The organism is Ruegeria sp. C2 (assembly GCF_056537765.1).
On record NZ_JBQFRZ010000010.1, the window covers coordinates 49,170 to 67,643 of the forward strand.

9 protein-coding genes and 1 pseudogene are annotated in these 18,474 nt (G+C 48.8%); 7 read left to right on the forward strand and 3 right to left on the reverse strand.

Annotation, left to right across the window (positions count from 1 at the left end; all coding sequences use genetic code 11):
• The first annotated feature begins 1,621 nt into the window (after window positions 1-1,621).
• Window positions 1,622-2,254, forward strand: a complete 633-nt coding sequence (locus ACR0IV_RS19470; protein WP_480734427.1) for a hypothetical protein — start codon at window positions 1,622-1,624, stop codon at window positions 2,252-2,254.
• A 978-nt stretch (window positions 2,255-3,232) separates the two neighbouring features.
• On the opposite strand, the gene ACR0IV_RS19475 is transcribed toward ACR0IV_RS19470, so the two are convergent.
• Window positions 3,233-6,640, reverse strand: coding sequence for a hypothetical protein (locus ACR0IV_RS19475; RefSeq protein ID WP_480660385.1), 3,408 nt, complete (start codon window positions 6,638-6,640; stop codon window positions 3,233-3,235).
• A gap of 1,070 nt (window positions 6,641-7,710) precedes the next feature.
• On the opposite strand from ACR0IV_RS19475, the gene ACR0IV_RS19480 reads away from it, so the two are divergent.
• The 4 genes from ACR0IV_RS19480 (at window position 7,711) to ACR0IV_RS19495 (ending at window position 14,226) form a co-directional block, all read left to right on the forward strand.
• Complete coding sequence (locus ACR0IV_RS19480; protein ID WP_480660458.1) at window positions 7,711-9,138, forward strand: TolC family protein; 1,428 nt, start codon at window positions 7,711-7,713, stop codon at window positions 9,136-9,138.
• Between the two features lie 45 nt (window positions 9,139-9,183).
• Window positions 9,184-11,346, forward strand: coding sequence for a type I secretion system permease/ATPase (locus ACR0IV_RS19485; protein ID WP_480660383.1), 2,163 nt, complete (start codon window positions 9,184-9,186; stop codon window positions 11,344-11,346).
• Complete coding sequence (locus ACR0IV_RS19490) at window positions 11,333-12,640, forward strand: HlyD family type I secretion periplasmic adaptor subunit (protein ID WP_480660381.1); 1,308 nt, start codon at window positions 11,333-11,335, stop codon at window positions 12,638-12,640. The genes ACR0IV_RS19485 and ACR0IV_RS19490 overlap by 14 nt, the downstream gene beginning before the upstream one ends.
• Before the next feature lie 413 nt (window positions 12,641-13,053).
• Window positions 13,054-14,226: a hypothetical protein gene (locus tag ACR0IV_RS19495; RefSeq protein WP_480734428.1), complete on the forward strand. Its 1,173-nt coding sequence runs from the start codon at window positions 13,054-13,056 to the stop codon at window positions 14,224-14,226.
• A 1,225-nt stretch (window positions 14,227-15,451) separates the two neighbouring features.
• On the opposite strand, the gene ACR0IV_RS19500 is transcribed toward ACR0IV_RS19495, so the two are convergent.
• Both ACR0IV_RS19500 and ACR0IV_RS19505 read right to left on the reverse strand, forming a co-directional pair.
• Window positions 15,452-15,844, reverse strand: a complete 393-nt coding sequence (locus tag ACR0IV_RS19500) for a DUF3768 domain-containing protein (RefSeq protein ID WP_480660377.1) — start codon at window positions 15,842-15,844, stop codon at window positions 15,452-15,454.
• Between the two features lie 349 nt (window positions 15,845-16,193).
• Window positions 16,194-16,766 (reverse strand): TetR/AcrR family transcriptional regulator, encoded by a 573-nt coding sequence (locus ACR0IV_RS19505; RefSeq protein WP_480660375.1) that lies wholly within the window; start codon window positions 16,764-16,766, stop codon window positions 16,194-16,196.
• An 881-nt stretch (window positions 16,767-17,647) separates the two neighbouring features.
• Between ACR0IV_RS19505 and ACR0IV_RS19510 the strand changes: the two genes are divergently transcribed.
• Together ACR0IV_RS19510 and ACR0IV_RS19515 are read left to right on the forward strand one after the other, a co-directional pair.
• Window positions 17,648-18,196 carry a transglutaminase-like cysteine peptidase gene (locus ACR0IV_RS19510; protein WP_480660373.1) on the forward strand — a complete coding sequence of 183 codons (549 nt, stop codon included), beginning with the start codon at window positions 17,648-17,650 and terminating at the stop codon, window positions 18,194-18,196.
• Window positions 18,197-18,217: 21 nt separating this feature from the next.
• A pseudogene (locus ACR0IV_RS19515) lies at window positions 18,218-18,418 on the forward strand (IS5/IS1182 family transposase); the annotation flags it as partial.
• Between the last annotated feature and the right edge of the window lie 56 nt (window positions 18,419-18,474).

The window sequence follows — 18,474 nt, forward strand, 5'->3', positions numbered from 1 at the left end:
CTGTTTCTTGCCTTGAAGTATCCAGTTTGGACTTATGAAGTACGCCTATTATCTTGTTTTAATTTGTTATTTTATCATTCACTGCTTTCCATCCGATGACCAATAATTGCAAACTCACTGCTTCAGATTAAACATCAATCTTACAATATTGGGACGACCGACCATCGAGCCCATTGACAAAACACTATGTCAGTCCATCTGCCTACAAAGCAGCCCGTCTCAACATGATGAACTTCCAAATTGCTTGGATCAACTTAGGCACGTCCAACTCAAGAAATTCAAAGCCAGAAGTGATTTACAGCTTTGTAAGCGGACTTAGCTCCGGCTCACGCAACGTAACGGTAAACATCATTTTACACAGGCTGTTAATACGTAACCGCGTGAATACAGAAACTCGGGTTTAGGAACGGCAGTGCCGAAGACTCTTCAAGTCCGAACCTGATGCCATTTAGTCATTTTGACACCAATTGCTTTGAAGCACTTCTCAATCACCTGGTATAAAAAACCAATGGTTCTGCGCGGACGCGTGCCTCGCAGAGCTAATTCACGAACTTTCGACTACACGACGCGCGTTGACTAAATCGGACTGCAATGCAACCTCGATGAGCACATTCGAGGCAAACGGCTGACTAGACTTTAAGTCTCATTGGTTGAACAAGATAACTAGACCAGCCTTGTCGAGCTGTTGTTTCGAGATAACGCTTGTCAACCAATGATCGAAGCAAGGGTTCTAAGCTCCGTCTGTCAATTCTACAAGTCAAGGCGTGAGACTCCACCGAGGAATAGTCAGCAGACTGATCTGGTTGAGCATCACAAATCAGACGCACGGCGCGCAGAACATTTAGCTCATCATCACTCAAAGAACTAAGCCCCAGATCTTTTTCCAATGTCCCCAAGAGCTCTCTGGCCCTGGCAAGAGTAGTAGTAAAGAACCTGTCTTCGGTCATCAGTTCGTGCCCGCAATTGCTCTCAATAACCATGAAACCCCATTGGTTGGTAGAAATCGCACACCACTCCAGGGCTGCAAACCGCAGCGATAGAAACTTCGCTCAAGGACGGCGCTCCAGGACGGTTGGATTGTGTACGCGAGGGCAACGAAGCCAACGTCATCTTCTGCACAAGTTGATCAATCATTACTCACTCTAGCCGGGTATAGTACATTGTTGTCTTCACAAGGAAGCAGAGTAAAAAAATATTACACGACAACCGTCGCGCGAAACAAGTCATACTGATTGCATGTTTACCCTACGTAATCGCCCCTAGCTTCATAAGCGATTTGTTCAAGATCCATCACTCTCAACTAAGACGTCCAGACGCGCCAACAACTCGATTCATGCCTAGGTATTCCGACCAATACCAACTTCCAGCCATGAACCTAAGACGAAAGGCGGTCCATGTCCCATTCAGCGGCCAATCGAAGAGCTTCATTCAATCAGAAGAAGCCGCGTCGAAAGTTCGCGCTGCGATCTCGTTTGGGCATTCGAACACGCTTGAGCCCTACATCCATACTTTCAGCAATCACTGTGACATTATGAATTCTTTCGTGATCATCGACTTGCACAAAATTCTGTCCCGGATTAGTACTTTAAAGTCTCTTTGACTATTTTCATGTGGGAACGGAATGACTTTGGCAACGCTACTCGAGGCTGGCAGGCTGCGGCACGTCAATACACATCTCCGTCGGCTAATTGAGTTTAGCGTTTTAAACGGAGCGGCGATATTGCTTACGATATTTGTGACGTATCCGGTTCAGCTATACTTAATGTCGGATGCGCTTAATAATATGCTGTTCATGACACCTTCACTACTATTTTTACCTTCTATTATCAAAGCATTAGCTGCATGGATGTTTGGTTGGTGGGCAATCTTATACATATTGCCAACGAGTATCATCCTACACCAGTACTTCCTGGATGATCTCCATGACTGGAACAATATCGTGATTGTAGCGATCTACATCCTAGCAGCTCCAGTAGTTAAATTCAGTCTCGAACTCCTCGGCTTCGACTTTTTACAATCACGCGATCTGAATGCTTGGCGCTTCTTATTCGTCATATTGACTATATCTTCACTGTTGACAGCGAGTTCAATACTATTGGTTCAGGATGATCCGGTTTCTGTTCTGGAATTTACTCTCTTTAACTTGCTTTTTGTACTAGGCGACACGGTTGGTGCCGTTGTTTTTCTTCTATCGTTCTTGATCTATTTTCGTTTGAAGGAACGATCTGAGGTCTTGGCATCGTCAAAAGAATGACAAAATCGATGTCGCCCTTGGCTGCGGCGTATTTTTCAACGATCGGAGCATTCGGTTGGTTTAAAAGAGATCGGATTTTAACAACCTCCCCAACAATAGTCCTAGTGACTTCTAGAAATGGTGACCAGACGCACACGACGGCCTGCTCTATAAACCTAAGCGTTCTTCACTTCGTATATTGCTCCAGAAATCGGCCTCTATCTGTTCGCGAATCCCGCTAAATGTGTGCATCTATGTCAGTTAAGTAACAATGCGGTCGTCCTGATGTTAAGCAATCAGGTTGACTTTTTGAACTCACGTAGCTAACCGATACATACGTAACGGCACTAGACAACCTGCAACGAACACTGTTCGTCGTTGCAAGCTAACAAGGTTACTAAATGAAAAGTCTACGCGTGAGTTCTAACAGTAGTTGCAGTTTTTTTGCTGGCTACATGCGTTGACAAGATTGAAACAGGACTATTTGGTGCGAGAAGCGACTGACATTGGCTGGGATATGCTGAAGGTTGGCCGAAACAAAATACCTAAGGCCGCTTTATTTCTGCGGAAAGTTTTTGTGATCGATAGTGAAGAAGCATGGTAGATAGTACTAAAATTACGACCGTTGCACGTCTTCGAGATCTTCTCGCAACCATGGAACGCGATCTTGGGTTCGAGTCCATTTCCAGTAACGAACTCGACATCCTCTATGTCGTCCGGTTGCTTTGCGACGAGTCTTCCGTTGACACCGCAGAGACTGCTGACATTCGTAACCACAAAATAGTAGTCGGTATGAGCCAACCGACCTTCAATCGAGCGCTTCGATCACTCATCGATAAGGGCTACCTTGAACCCGCACCAAACTACAAAACCCGGCATTACCGCCTAGGCCCCAAAACAGCAGAAGCCTAGCCGGTCACGCTCAGCCACAGGCAACGGCGATAAATCGTGTCAAAAGGCACACGTTTTCCACCAAGTCAGCGTCAGACAAAGTGATCTTCAGGTGTTAGCTGTCACCGCCGAAAAATCATAGAGGTTGTCCGCCGTCAGATCGCTCGTCTCCACACCATCCAAAAAGGCAAGCCCTGATACGCTGTTGGCATCAAGATCAACCTCGACAAACAGTGTGTCACTATCGTCATTCACTGATAGTGCCATACCAATCAAACCGCTGCCTTCAGGAGCGATCGCTTGCGCAGCGGTAAGTATGTCAGAGCTATCGCTGGATCCGAGACCACCATTTTCTACAATTTCTTCGTATGTCAGATTCAATTCGAGGTCAGTTTCGAAGATAACAAAGCCTGTATCTTCAGCGATCGTATCACCGCTTCCCAATGTTTCGACTTCTGATCCCCGAAATGCACTGGTAGCATCGACAAAGGCAAGAACGTCCGTCTCATCTGGGTCCACATTTCCCGCCGTAAACCCAATGATCTGGTTTATTCCCTCGTTTTCTTCGCCCGCGGCCAACAAAAGGAAGTCTGACCCGCCTGAGGACAGATCAATCGTCGTGTCCAGTACGTTGTCTACGATGATATCATCATTGGAAGTATCAACGATGGTTTCAAGCGCCGTTCGGCTGTTGCTGGGATCGGAGGATGCTAGGATAAGAGCATCACCCCACTCTCCTGGGATGCTGATAGGTTCTGGCCGAGCGAAGTAAACCAGGACTTCATCGCTGTCCGTTAGATATTGATTTCCCGAAAGCGTCAGCGCACCGTTTTCGTGATCGCCACTGAACCCGATTGCCTCATCATTATCGTTAAAGATGCTGTTAACGACGGTCAGCGATCCAATATCATCCGTTCCAATGCCTGCTACGTTTCCCGAAAATACCGCGCCATCGACCGTCAGATTGACACCATCGTTGTCGGTGGGATTGATGTAGATCCCTGTCGTGAGGTCAGAGAATGACCCTCCTGAGACATTTATGTTCGCTGTAGTTCCCGTTTCGGTTTCAATCCCCCGGGTCGCCGATGTCGATAAGCCTGTTACATCTACATTCTCAAGATTGAGCGTAACGTCCTCCGACCCATCTACATAGAAACCGAAGCTCGTTACACTCCCTACTTCAATGTCGAACCCACTAACACTAACCACGACATCAGAGGTCGCTCCAGCATCGACATTGAATCCTCCGACCAGTAACGCGCCGTCGAGCCCAAATATTGTGATCGATGCAGGAATATCGATCTCACCTTCATCGTAAGTACCGCTACCAACGACCAGATATGCTCCTGAAGTCGCTGCATTGACTCCATCAGCTAGGTTTGTGAATGGCGTAGTACCATTAGTGGCATCGCCATCTGCGTCGACCACGCTGTCACCGTTCAGGACATAGATTTCGTAATCGCCCACGTCGAAATCGCTACGCGTGATGCCATTCGCAACATCCCAAACCTGTGTTGCAAGCAGATCGTCTTCATTGGCTAGTCGTCCATCATAGATCGGACGGTCGCCGAACTGTAATCCCGCTGAATCACGATTGTCTGCATCCAATGCATCTGAGTTTATCCGGCTCGTGACCACGGAATCCTTGATGTTGCCAAGCAGATTGTCATGCAAAGATTGCTGTCGCACAGCGAAGTCCGGATTGCCACTCACTTTGGTCTGAACAATGTCCAGCAATGGTTCACCACCATCTAGGAGGTACTGAGCGTAAACATCGCCCAGTTCGATATTTGCCGCGTTCACGTCTGGCGTTCCGCCTGGAAACGCATCGTAGTAACTGTTGTCCGCCTGGTTCCACAGCAGCTTGAATGTGTCCTCGATGCTACCCGCATCGAGCACCTCAAAGAGATCGGCGGGCGAACTTGAGCCATTCACCGTGATACCGGAGAGATCTATCTCAGGGCTCAGTGAAGGATTCTCCGCGCTCAAATCGGCGTAATCGACGTCGATGTTGAGTACGGCATCCGCCGGCAAGTCGATTTGCAGGCCATTGGCTTCATCAGCTGTGAGGGTTGTATCGATGCCGGTAACTTCGGTGGCATCAATCGGCGCCGTGATGCCAGTGAGGTCAATAGCAGGATCGAACGCACCCACGAGCTTCACGGTACCAGAGCCCCCGATCAGGAGGTTGTCAGCCTGCGCCATTGTCAACGTCAGTACAACGCCTGACGCCACGTCGTAGGGAATCTCCGCGAAGTTGACCTGTGCGAAGTCGGAGAGATCAGTACTACTTTCAATGAACGCGCTATCGGTGCCGAAGTTCACCACGCCATCTTCGATGTCCTGGGCGTTCTCCGCAGCGTCTTCGATTGCATCTTGACCAATTTCGGAGATGCTTTCTCCATCTTCGACCTGCTCGGCGATGAATTCGACGATGTCGTTTTGGACAGCCTGCTGAACATCGGCAGCTGCATCCACTACATCCTCACCACTCGCTTCGGCTGTCTCTACGGCAGCGTCAACTACCGTGTTGGCATTCGTTGCCGTGTTGGCAACTGCGATGATATCGGCCTCGCCGGGTGCGTCGTCGACGTCTTCGAAAGCGCCTTCAAGAACTTTCCGAACCGTATCGGCGTCACTCAGAATGTTATCCGGTGCGTTTTCGGAATCCGCCGCGGCTTCACTTATCTCTTCGGCCAGCTGCGCGATGATTTCGTCTTCCTCCGCACCGGCGGCAACACCAACATTGACGATGTTTACCACCTTCGCACCTGCCGCGAAAAGGTCGCTATTCTCCGATGCAATCGGGTCTTCGTTCAGCAAGTCGGTCTCTTCATCCAAGCCAAGTGCAGTATTGACCTGCGAAATCGCATCTTCAACCGTAGTTGTTTCCGTTTCGTCGGCTTCAACAATCTGCTGAACCAGCGTGGTTACTGGCGAGATCACCGTAGAACCTGCCGGTGCCTTTAGTGTTCCCTCAAAGGCGAGACCCGTTGAAACATCTACACCACCAACAGCGACAATCGGGTCATCGCTTTCTCCAGAAAATGTGAACGCCCCTTCAGAGTCTGTCGTGGTGGACACCTCACCATCGTCGAGCAAACCATTGTTGTTTGAATCTCTAAAGACAGTCGCACCCGAGATGTAACCATCAATTACGAAACCAGTCGTAGAAACTGTTTCGCTTCCGATATCACTTCCACTGTCGCTCCCATCATCGGATCCACCAGAGCCGGCGGCTACAGCTCCGCCAGCAGCCACAGCACCAAGTCCCGCAAGTAGACCCATTTGTCCGGCTGGAGCGACCCCAACGGCTTCCAACCCAGCAAGCGCTTCTGAGCCAATGACGAACTGCCCATCTGCCGTCACGCTATAGTCAGCTGCGTCGACTCGGAACGTACCACCATCTTCCAATTGCAGTAGCAAGCTTCCATCTTCTTGAACGGTCGCAGATAAAACGCCATCAAGATCGCCTAGCAGCGTCCCTCCCTCAGCCAACGCCGAGCTCGCAAACATTGGGAGCACCAAAAGGCTCAAGACACCCCCGGCAGCCGCCCGACGCCTCTGCTCCTTTACCCAAGCCCTTAGAAATTTGACGCGCGACACGTATTCTGTCGGTATTTCAATTTGCCTGCAACTCCGAGTGTTCAACAACTCCTCTTGGGAGCGACTGTCGGGACAGGCAGCTACGTGTGAAACCATGTGGCCGCAGCGGAAGACACGAAGGAGGCGAACTCCTGGTCGCAAGGGCGTAACAGAGCCCTGAGAGGCGAAAGACTTGTTAAACGTGATCATATGTCGCTCCATAGACATTATGGTCATATTGATAATTTTTAGTCAATCCTCTTGTCAACGCGAATGTTCGAATTTCGTGCCGGACGTGGGCCATGTGTCACGGCAGATCGAGTTAAGTAACTATTTATTATATCATGTTATTTATTAAATATATACATATTATCGCAGTCATCACCGAGTAGCGATGACGTGTTTGCAGATCAAGTATTAGGCAATAGATACGCTAGATAATAATACTCATTTCGATAAATAAATAGAGAACTGCATGGAAAGCTTGGCCGCGGTTTCAATCATGTTCAGAGGAAATCTACCAATACTACGCAGCGACATAGATACGGCCTCTTTGAGGCAATTATTAACCATTTTGTATTCTTCAAATACGCCAGGCCAGATCAATTAATGTTTTATATAATTTATTATCAATATATTGTAAGACTACCGTCGCCAAATAACCTATCTTCTTGAGAACTAATTTTCTCATGTTGACTATTATAAAGCTTCAAGTCATCAATGGCGGGCGTAAGTCTCGAAGTGTTCTTGATGCGGCACAAGGTGTGCCTTTTGACGCTTTGCAGGGTGTTTAGGCACTGGCACAGCAACCTTGAGGAGCCGTCGAAGCATGCTGTCGTGTCCTGATAGAGTATCATTCGGATCTTGTTCCGAATGAGCATGATGGCCTCTCCGAGACGCTGATTGTGAGTAGTGTGTGGCTGGAAACGTCGTGCTGAGTTTTTGGACCCCAGGTAAGACTTGTTGACGCAGCTGAAGAGACAGCTGCTTATGTGTATACCATGATGAAAATCCAAGTGTTTTCTATGTATTGGCAGACAAAAACCGCTCTATGTCTGAGCGTCGCTTTCACACTTGCGGGTTGCTTATCAACTTATCAAAAAGGCATCGACACAGCTGGCCAACTGATTGATGAAGTTGGAGCCGGCAGTGGCGGTGTGGGGCGCGAGTCAATTCAACAAATTGAGTTTGGGGTGGATTACCAAAGCACTGCCTTTGGCCGCAGAGTTAAGGAAGCCGTTCTGGGATATCCGGCACTTTCCAGTCAATCGGCGCGCATTGCAGGGTCTGAAGCGCGCCTGGACGCCTTAAGGGGAAGTTTGCGCCCACAATTATCGTACGGCATCGCTGCAGGGCAGGACTTGATCGATAGCACAAACGACACAGGAGCTGATGCTATAGTTACCGTTCGACAGCTTGTATTTGATGGGGCGGCCACGCAAAACAGAATAGCCAGTGCACAAATAGCTCAACGTATGTTGCAGTTTGAACTGGACGTGCTTTTGTCCAGCCTATCACGGCAAATGGCCGCCGCAGAGCTGGGTGTATGGCGCCAGAAGGAACTGTTAATACTTGCCGAACAAGATGTTGCAACCCACAGGTCGTTCGTTGAGCAAAACCGCACCCGGGCGGCGGGGGGAATGATTGCTGAAAGTGATCTTCTGTCGGCAAATAGCCGTTTATCAGACTCAATCGCCCGCCTCGCTCAAGCAAGCTCCGCCCTGGCGAGGGCCGAAGCAAACTACGAGACCCTTATAGGACCCGTCCCAACTATCATAATGCGACCACCCTCCCCGCCCGTCATGGCAGCAGAAACCGCACGAAGCAGGGTTTTAACCGGCGCACAGACAGCCATTGCCCGATTGGAAATAGCCAACGCGGAAAGCCTCTTTAGAATTGCACGTTCAGAACGATATCCAGGAGTATACTTGGAACTCAGTGGTGGCAGAACGGACCTCTTCGGGTCCAATGCCGATACTGAAACCTTCGCCGGATTCTCCATTGACCAATCGTTGTATCAGGGTGGCCAACAAAGAGCGCGAGAGCGCGAGAGAAGAAGCTCTGTTGCAGCTGCAAAAAGCAACCTGGAAACAACTGAGCGCCAGTTAAAGCAAGCGCTCGAAGTCGCGTTGGCCAACCGGGCAAACATCGCTGCCGAGATCGACACTGCAAAAGAAGCCTCAAGACTAAATCAAGAGAATCTCGACGCTACTCAAGAGCAGTTCCAGATCGGACGCCGGGATATCACCGACATCCTAGACGCACAGCGTGACCTCGTGATCGCCAAGTCACGTGTGATCACCTTGGAGGCAAATCGCATTGAAACCGAGTTCCAAGTATTAGAGTCGACAGGCGATCTCGCTGCTTTGTTTGGACTTAACCAAGGCACGTACCCAAAAAACAACTTGGGTGAGGCAACCACTGATTGATCACCCCCCAATTCTACAATCCAAGCTGAATCGGAGGAGCCACGTTTGGCGGTAAACGAAGTAAAAACTGAAATGGCAGAAAGTGGCGTACATCCGTTTGAGCTTTGCCTGGTGGCAGCTTCACGATTGTTTGGTCGCTCGATCTCGCTGGCAAGTCTGCGCGGACTATCGTCGCTCTCAAATAATAAGTCTTCTGTGGAGAGCCTGGTGGATACAGCCGAACGCGTAGGGTTTGTTGTTGGTCTTGGCGAAATAGACCTAGACAAGACTGGCGACGACCTCTTCCCACTGATACTCGTTTCGCCGCAAAACCGTGCAGTGTTGGTAAAAGGCAGGTCAGGCGACTGCTTTTCCATTTTGGATCCTGCCTTGTCTGAGACGGAATACGGTTTACTCGAGTCCAACAAGCTAAAGGAAACCTATGGGTCCCAGGCGATATTGCTTCGTAGACGTGACACCAATCCTGACAGTTCAGAAAACGGAATGATTGAAGGGCATTGGTTCTGGTCAACACTTCTCGAAAGCAAATGGGCATATACGCAGGTGCTACTGGCTGCCGCTGTTTCGAATGTTCTCGGCCTATCTACATCGATCTTCATTATGGTTGTTTATGATAGAGTTTTGCCCAATGAAGCAATTGAATCACTCTTAGCACTCACCTTTGGTGTTGGTCTGGCCCTCGTTTTTGACTTTCTTATCCGGTCTCTGCGAGCAGGATTTATTGACAGAGCTGGTCAGAAGGCTGACCTCATTATGGGTCGTCGCATCTTCGATCGGCTCGTTGACATGCAAATGCGAGCGCGTCGAGGTACTGTTGGCGCAATGGCCAGCAACATGCGCGAGTTCGAGACTCTTCGAGACTTTATAACCTCGGCAACCCTGGTGACGATCGTCGACCTACCGTTTGTCATTTTATTTATTTTTGTCATCAGTCTAATTGGAGGTCCACTTGCGTTAGTGCCAGCGCTGGCGGTCCCGATTGTCCTCATGGTAGGCATCGCGGTGCAACCTATCCTGAGCAGAATGGCACAAAAAAACTACTCGGAGAACCAGAACAAGCAGAGCGTTTTGGTTGAGACTCTCTCTGGGCTTGAGACAGTAAAAACTATCGGGGCCGCGAGGGTGATGAGACACAGGTGGGACCGCGCCCTTGCCCATCAATCTGAGTATTCTGGGCGCTCGCGCGCTGCGTCCCAGTTTGCGCTCAATTCAACTGCATTCGTGCAACAGGCAGCCCAAGTATTGGTGGTTTTCTACGGCGTCTTCCTAATAACTTCAAACACCGTAAGCATGGGAGCCCTTATAGCATGCGTGATCCTGACGGGTCGTACACTCGCTCCACTTGCTCAATTGGCACAAACAATGACGCGCTTCAGCCAGGCCAAGGCGTCGTACCGTTCGATAAACTCCTTGATGCAACAGCCCATCGAAAACCGCCCTGAACGCAACTGGCTATCAAGACCTCGACTTAATGGAAGAATTGAGTTTCGAAACGTTGCCTTTTCTTACCCGGATCAGCAAAGTCTGAGTCTCAGCAATGTATCATTCCTGATTGAACCCGGTGAAAAGGTCGCAATAGTAGGAAAGGTCGGCTCTGGAAAAAGCACCATCGGACGTTTAATGGTCGGATTGTATCAGAGCAGCTCGGGTCAGGTCCTTATCGATGATACCGACGTTTCACAAATCGCGCCTTTTGATTTGCGCCGGAACATTGGCACGTTGTTACAAGATGTCTGGTTGTTTTCTGGCACCGTACGTGAAAACATTGCTGTAGGTGAAGAGCGACCGAGCGATGAGCAAATTCTCTTGGCGGCGCGACAAGCTGGCGTACACGAATTCATATCATCACAGCCAATGGGGTACGATCTGAAGGTAACGGAACGCGGCGCCGCACTATCCGGGGGTCAGCGCCAGTCGATAGCGTTGGCAAGGGCGTTGCTTGGGCGCAAATCAATTCTCTACCTCGACGAACCAACCAGCGCGATGGATGTTCAAAGCGAACAAGCACTAATCGAGAACCTTAAGGAGCTTGGACAAGAACAAACCTTGGTGCTGGTGACCCATCGCTCCGCACTGCTGGACGCAGTAGATCGTGTCATCCTGCTTGAAAACGGAAAACTTGCATATGACGGGCCCAAAGAGAGGATTCTCAAGCGCGTCAAGCCGACGCAGGAAGGCCCGGTGGTGGTTTCAAATGCCGGGCGATGATACTTTCAAAAACCTGGTCAGACGCAGGCAGAGTGATCGCGGCTTACGCGCATCTATTCTCTTGTTTCTTATTTTGGCTCTGCTGGGCACAGTCGCACTGTGGTCCGCCTACACTGAAATTGACGATGTCACTCGCGCGGATGGACGTGTAGTGCCGAGCAACAACTTGCAAATCGTGCAAGCTCCGGAAGCGGGAGCGATCGAAGATGTGTTTATACGCGAAGGAGACTTCGTCATAGCTGGGCAAGTTTTGCTAGCAATGGACCCAACGCGATTTGCCGGACAACTAGATCAAGAACAACAGCAGGTTTTTGCTCTGCAGGCCAAACTGGTTCGGCTGCAAAGTGAGATTTACGGATCCGAGCTTGCCTTTCCCTTTGAGCTACAGCAAGAAGCTCCCGAGTTTGTTGCCTCCGAAACCAGTTTGTCGGTCGCACGGCGCAATGAGCTCTATACCCAGATCGGCGTACTAGAGTTACAGGCCGAACAACAACGTGAGGCCCTGGCCGAGGCTGAAGAGCTTCTTCAGCTTACGAATAGCACCCTTGACCTCGTTAACGAACAGATCGCGACTATCGAGCCTCTGGTGGCACGTGGTTTGGAACCAAAAACCACTCTGATCCGTGTTCAGATTGAAGTGAGAGAGTGGCAAAGCCAGTTGGCGCAAACGTCTTCCCGCATCCTAAGAGAAAAGTCACGCTTACGTGAAACTGAACAGAGAATTTTGGCACTAGAAAGCCAGTTCAAGTCGGACGCCCTGAATGAACTAGCCGAAGCGACCAGCCAACTCGCGGGTCTTTCATCGTCGCTTCCTGTTCTGGAGCAAAGGGTACGCCAAACTGAAATCAAGGCACCGGTTAACGGTGTTGTTAATCAGGTCTTTTTCTCACACAAAGGCGGAATAGTGTCCACTGGTTCAGATCTAGTTGAAATAGTACCTGATGAAGATGAGCTGGTTGTTGAAGCATTCGTCAATCCATCTGACATTGCGTTTCATTACGTCGGACAGATAGTCAATGTCAAAATCACCGCCTACGACTTCTCCCGATATGGATCTGTGGCTGGCGAGATCACACGAATTGGTGCAAGCCCGGTGTTGCATCCGGATACCGATCAAAAGGTGTTTTCCGTCGAGGTTGTCACCTCCACCAAGCTTGAAGATTCAAACGGTGATGCATTGCCTATTGTCCCCGGAATGGTTGCCGAGGTCGAATTTGTCTCTGACAAAAAGACGGTTCTGGAGTACATTCTGAAGCCGGTCGTTCGAGTTCGTGACCGTGCGTTCCGTGACTAGCATTGTAGTTCCATAAAACCACCTCGAATGCTCAATCGTTTCATAGGTATAAACCCCTTGGATAGGATTGAGGTAAAACTGCCTTTGACTTGGTTTCTAATGAACCTTCAAGATATCTGGATTACACGCGCCCGAATGATCTTATGGACACAGAAATCGCTGGCGCGTTTTGTAGAAGTCAAACGCCGCTCATAACCGTACATACCAAATGGAAGCCTCAGTTTTTCTAAGCTCGCCTTCTAAAAGAATGGGCTTGCAGGTGGATTTTGGGTGACGCGTACCCAAGCAGTCTCAGCACAATGATATGGGCGCAACACCATGAGCAAGTGTCATAGCAGCACGAAATAGGTCTCTTTATTATAATCATATTGACTTGTTTAGATCAGTATGATGACCTATCTAACGACAAGATCATGATACAAGGTACTCCTTATAAATTTGCTGGAGTTGAGTATATGCCCAGAGAGCTCAGCCATACTAAGTTGGTTCCATTTATTAAATCAGTTGCACACTGGGGTCTTAGCTGGGTCACTGCCGGAACCATCTGTGCCGTATTTCTTGCCGCTACTATTTTAGTCGTTTTGAGTTCTAACTTAGCGGCCCTATCGGCTCACTCAATGCTTGTTTTAGCAGCACTGGCTGCTTGCATTGTGTCAGCTTTGCTTCTCGCACTTAGGTTCAAAAGCAATGATCGGTCAAATCATGCCAATGACCCGCGCTATGCTGGTGATCTTCATCCACGAATTTTCGGTGGAACTACAGTACTTCGGGTTGTCGATGGAGAGACGCCAGGTGGCTACAAGCGACGGATTTTAGTCGACAAGGGACATGAAGGTAGCCACTCAAAACCCGACGTTTTTCGGGGCATCAAGGCAGGTGCCGAACGTTGCCAGCGACTTCTCAGAAACGTCACGAAGCTCGAAAAACATACTTGCATCCACGGATCAAGTGTGAAGCAGAGTGCTCACCAGCACGACGACCATACAGGTTTACTCAAGTCATCAACTCAGATGCCGAGGATACCCGAAAGCGCAAAGAAGAAGATACGAGCCCTTTCAGACTCAACACCAAACGCGCAACAGGTGCACGACGGTTTGGTCGATCGGCTCTTTTCTGTAGCAAATCGGATTGAGCGAGAATCTGAACGGCAATCGAGCAAAATCATTGGTTTTTTTGGACCCGAGGAAAACGCAGACTTACAGCCAATTGACGAATGGGCAGACCGCGCAGGATATGTCACGATATCTTTATCCCCAGACGAAGACTGGAAAACCATTCAGTGTTTTCTCAAAGTTGCAGAACTCGTCTTTGTGGACGCTGACCTTTTGGGCGACATCGAAGACACCGTATCGTTTTGTTTGAAGATGAGAAACTACGCTCCAAATCCGAGCATCATTTTGATCTCAAGCCAGGTTAGAGGTCACGATCTGACAGCTGAAAGAGCAGCAATTTGCGATGCTACCCTTAGATCGCCACTCACGTTAGCCGCTGTAACATCCGGGATTGAAGCTGCGAAGTCGAATTCAAACGGGCGGCTCACGATTGTGAGAAACCACGCACGCTCTGGTAGGCAAGCTCAGACCTAGCCCTTTCCAGATGAACCAAACGACTTTCGGGTCGGGTGTCAGCCAGGCTCTCTAGACAAGAACAAGCAGTACAAGGGTAAGAAGATGATTGGAATAGTATTGGTGGGTTTGTTCATTGGGGCGCTCGCCTGCCTCATTTGCCTGTTGGCGGGCTACGGTGTTTGGATTGCACTCCTAAGCTACTCAATTGTTGGAATGCTGAGTGTCCTCACAGTGACCGCATTGAAGTTGGCTGGCCACAGAACATTGAAATCAAAATTCCCTCGATTTCGAGCCAAGACCAATTGAATGCCCGCTGAGATCATCATCTTCAATACTCCGGAAAAACCTCGTCTTATCGTCGTCTGATACAGCGCTTTGACGGCCTCTGCCTGATCTTTGCTTTTTGCGACCAACAAAGATGTTCCGTGCTTCCATATTGGTTCTGATAATGGGCGCCATTGACCGCGGCCTCCGGTTTCGTGCGCTCTTCGAATGTCGAACACAGCTGAATCCGAGCTAACGTTTTGCGCTTGGCAGCTTTATTGAACCCAGCGTGCGATTTCGTCGTGATCGCTGCTCAGATCAGATTATCCAAGGTGGTCATTTCCAATCTTTCACAGTTTTGACGAAGCGGTTTGATTTCTATACCGTCCGATCTAAATCTACACAAGCATCTGAAAAATAATAGTTTTCACGCTGCAAAGTGCTTGCCCAATGGCTTGAGCTATCGACCATGGTGATCAAGTTGATGCCTATTCTTGGCTTTTTGTTCGGGAGGCGTTAGGTCTTCCAGAAGTCTTTTTAATCATTTGCGCTGCAACGCGTTCTTTGGGAGGCAGTTTTGTTCTCGGTTTTCATAAATCTGTTGGCGCTATTTCTGCTGGCGGCAGCATTACGCCTTACGTACCAAGCCGGCGAATTTAAGAACGAAGAACCAGAAGATGAAAAGAAGCCGCCTGTCGTGATCTTTGGGATCGTTCTCGCTTTTGCATCATATCTTCTAACATCGTTAAACTAGTACCACTTCACCGGCCTAGCCGATAGTGAGCTACCTTCTAACCTTCGCCATGGCAGGACCAGGTGATATCCGAAGTCACCTTCCCTGCCCTCTGATGTGGTACGATCGGTTGGGTTTTGCGCACAACACTCGCCTTTGTCGTTAATATGTGAGAGTCATTTGGACAGAACTAGTTGCTCTGCTATCAGTGCTTGGTTTGATCAGAAATCCGAGTACGCCTTTTGTTCAAACTGGAGTATTGGGCAGGTAAATCGTCAACAATCGCCTTGTTTTTGTCAGGTCTAACGGATTCTGCGACATTTTGGTGTAGGTCGTATCATACAAATCAATTTTGAACAGGAGTGTTTCACCACAGACCTGAAGTGTACCTGCGTCATGAGTATCGCAGCCTCCAGTCTCTGGACAGAACCCATCGTAATCCCGAACCGCTTCCAAGCAAGCTACTTGAAAGTCACCGGACCGAGCGGAAACCTCTTCAGACAGTATGATGCGACCCAGTTGAGGAAACAAAGGCCATGAAGCTCTAAACAAGTCATTTTGTTCAGCGACTACTTCTGGACGCGCATAGCAATACGCGAATTGCGACCGAATAGCGCCTGCGTTGGCTGTTGACGTCATTAAGGTTCCACCCAGTACTCGGTTTCGTTCTTGTGTTCATGTTCAATCAGGCTGCAAACACTATGTGTCACAGCTATCTAAGGCCGAATTTAGATCATCTTGTTCGTTATGTCTTTGACGCTGAGTCTCAATTGTTAGCGTTGAATTGTCTCGGATAGCTTTAGACTCAAACCATCTCCAGTCAGACAATCTCATTGCAGACTGGGACCTTAGGCAAATTTAGGTTTCTTCAGCATAAAAAACCGAGGTACCAAATGTGAAGAACCCGAAGTTCGGCATAAGAACTCTGTTAAATCGATAAAATCTCGGTACTAAGACCTTACAGGCAACTTATGAGAAGAAGTGGACTTTACTTGCAGCAGGACGCTATCACAGGCTTAACAAGAAGCCATGCAATCTTGTTAAATGACTCTGGTCGATCAAACGATCTAACTGTCACTAGCGCGCCGCACAAACTTGCAAGGATGGCTTCAGAATGTGTATCGCTATGAGCGCAATCCAGCGCCTCGGCGATCCAGTCGGACAACGATACGAAGAATTTTCTAGTCTCGTTCGCAACGACAGGAGGCAAAGCGGAGATTTCTGCACCGTAAAGCGTGCATAAACACATCTGTCCATCCTTGCGAGCAGCCGTACCCCAAGCATTGATCAAGTCGTCCAATGCATCCGCTCTCTTTGGTGAACCTAGCGCATTCAAAAAATTGTTTGCGTATCTTCGGACCAGCACACTTGACAAGTGTTTCTCGCTCTCAAAGTGCGCTTCGACTTCTGCTTTTGACAGACCAGCTTTGTTCGCAATATCTGAAAGCTGAAAGCAGAAGTAACCACCATGTCGCGCCAAGTTTTCCGCAACATCGAGAATGACTTCCAATTTATCCACCTGGACGCTAACGTCCAAAGTTTCATCTTGAACCTGAGTCATACCGTCTTCCTGTACCTCACTCAACAAATGTGGTGGAGTATTAAGGGTGGGGCCACTCGCAGTAGAGTAAACTACTCTTTTAGGATCCGCTACTATGTTGTGCGAAGGACTGTAGGCCATTGCGTAATGGCAACCCCTCGCTCTTACTTCGTGTTCACTCCAATCTCAGTTCTTACTTGTCCCGATATTTCTGATCCTAAGCTGTTCAGTGGCAGTCACAATGCAGCGGTATCGATGTCTCGGATTGCGCCAAAAAGCTTGGTCGTATCGTAAGCAGTGTAACCAGAAGTGCCGCGAGCATTGCAGCCGACTAGCTGCACCAAACCGCTAAAGCTGTCTCAACGTTCACTTATTGGCTCAGAACGGTCCCAAGCATAAAAGTCTCACTTATAGACTCAATACCTCAAGCGCTGCTATCATTCGACCGTCCGATCATCTTAGATATCGAGCGCCTCTTTTTAGTCGTTTCGGTTTTTTATTCTACATCATAACACACTCACACGAAGCGCTGTGTTTGCTTTATGCAGAGGTTGTTCAAAACCCATTCGATTTACAGCTTTAGCACTAAGCCATAGAAGCTAGCATGCCATCTTTTTATTTTTAAACCTTTATTCTCTTCGGTGCAAGACGTGCAAAAGTATCATCACGCTTTCTTCAAATGAACACTAAACTCACATCAATGGAGAAGGAGAACTATTTGCCATAGGCTTTTTGTTACTTTATTAGTCATTTTGACTCTTTTTACCTGGTACTTGCGGCAGGAGTACGTTGTCAAAATGTCGAATAGAAACTTCTTGCAACGACAGGTCGCACACCTCTCAATCCAGTTGCAAAGCTCTGGCAGTAGTTGTCTTACGCCTCTCTTTGGCGGGGTTAGGCTAATGCTCTTCAGTCTGATCACGGTGCTTTTGACACAACAAGTTCAGGGGAAGGAAGCAGGTTTCATGACTAGCCTGGCTACCATGCCCCCGCCGACCGCCGCTAAAGGTTTATGTCGGCAGTACAGCTGGGCATGCGAAGACACGCAGAGAAGTGTTCTGCACTACGACGAAGAAATGAAAATCGTTAAGACCCTCAATAAGCAGGTTAACTCTACAGTTAGAAGCATTTCTGATCGATCCCAATATGGAGAGCTAGACCGTTGGGCTCTGCCTACATCGAAGGGTGGGGACTGCGAAGACTTTGCGTTGTTGAAGAAAAAAGAACTGGTACATGCAGGAGTTGATCCGCGTAGGTTACTAATTGCGACTGCATTGGACAATCATCGGAATGCGCACGCGGTGCTGATTTACCGTTCACCATATGAGGATCTTGTTCTCGATAACCTGACCAACCATATAAAAACGTGGAAAGATACACGCTACCTATTCCTTCGCATGCAAGACCCCACAAACCCGCGCCAGTGGGTTGCAGTTTTCGGAGGCAGCTGAAGCGAAGTGGGGAAGTACCAAATGCCCATCCGGAAAACTAGAAAGATGTGCGTTAGGGCCGGCCGCTCTCTTTATCGTCTGTAAGACTGGGTCGAGGAAGGCTACAACAAACTGAAGAGTTCTCGTCGTGTTGCGACCCGCTACGATAAGAAAGCCTAAAGCTTCCTCGGCTTCGTAGACATCACTTCGATCTGCTTCTGGATCCACCGTTTATCAACGTGACCTAGGTTAACCAGATTTAATGCGCCAGGTGCTTCTAATTCCTGATTGCTTCACTT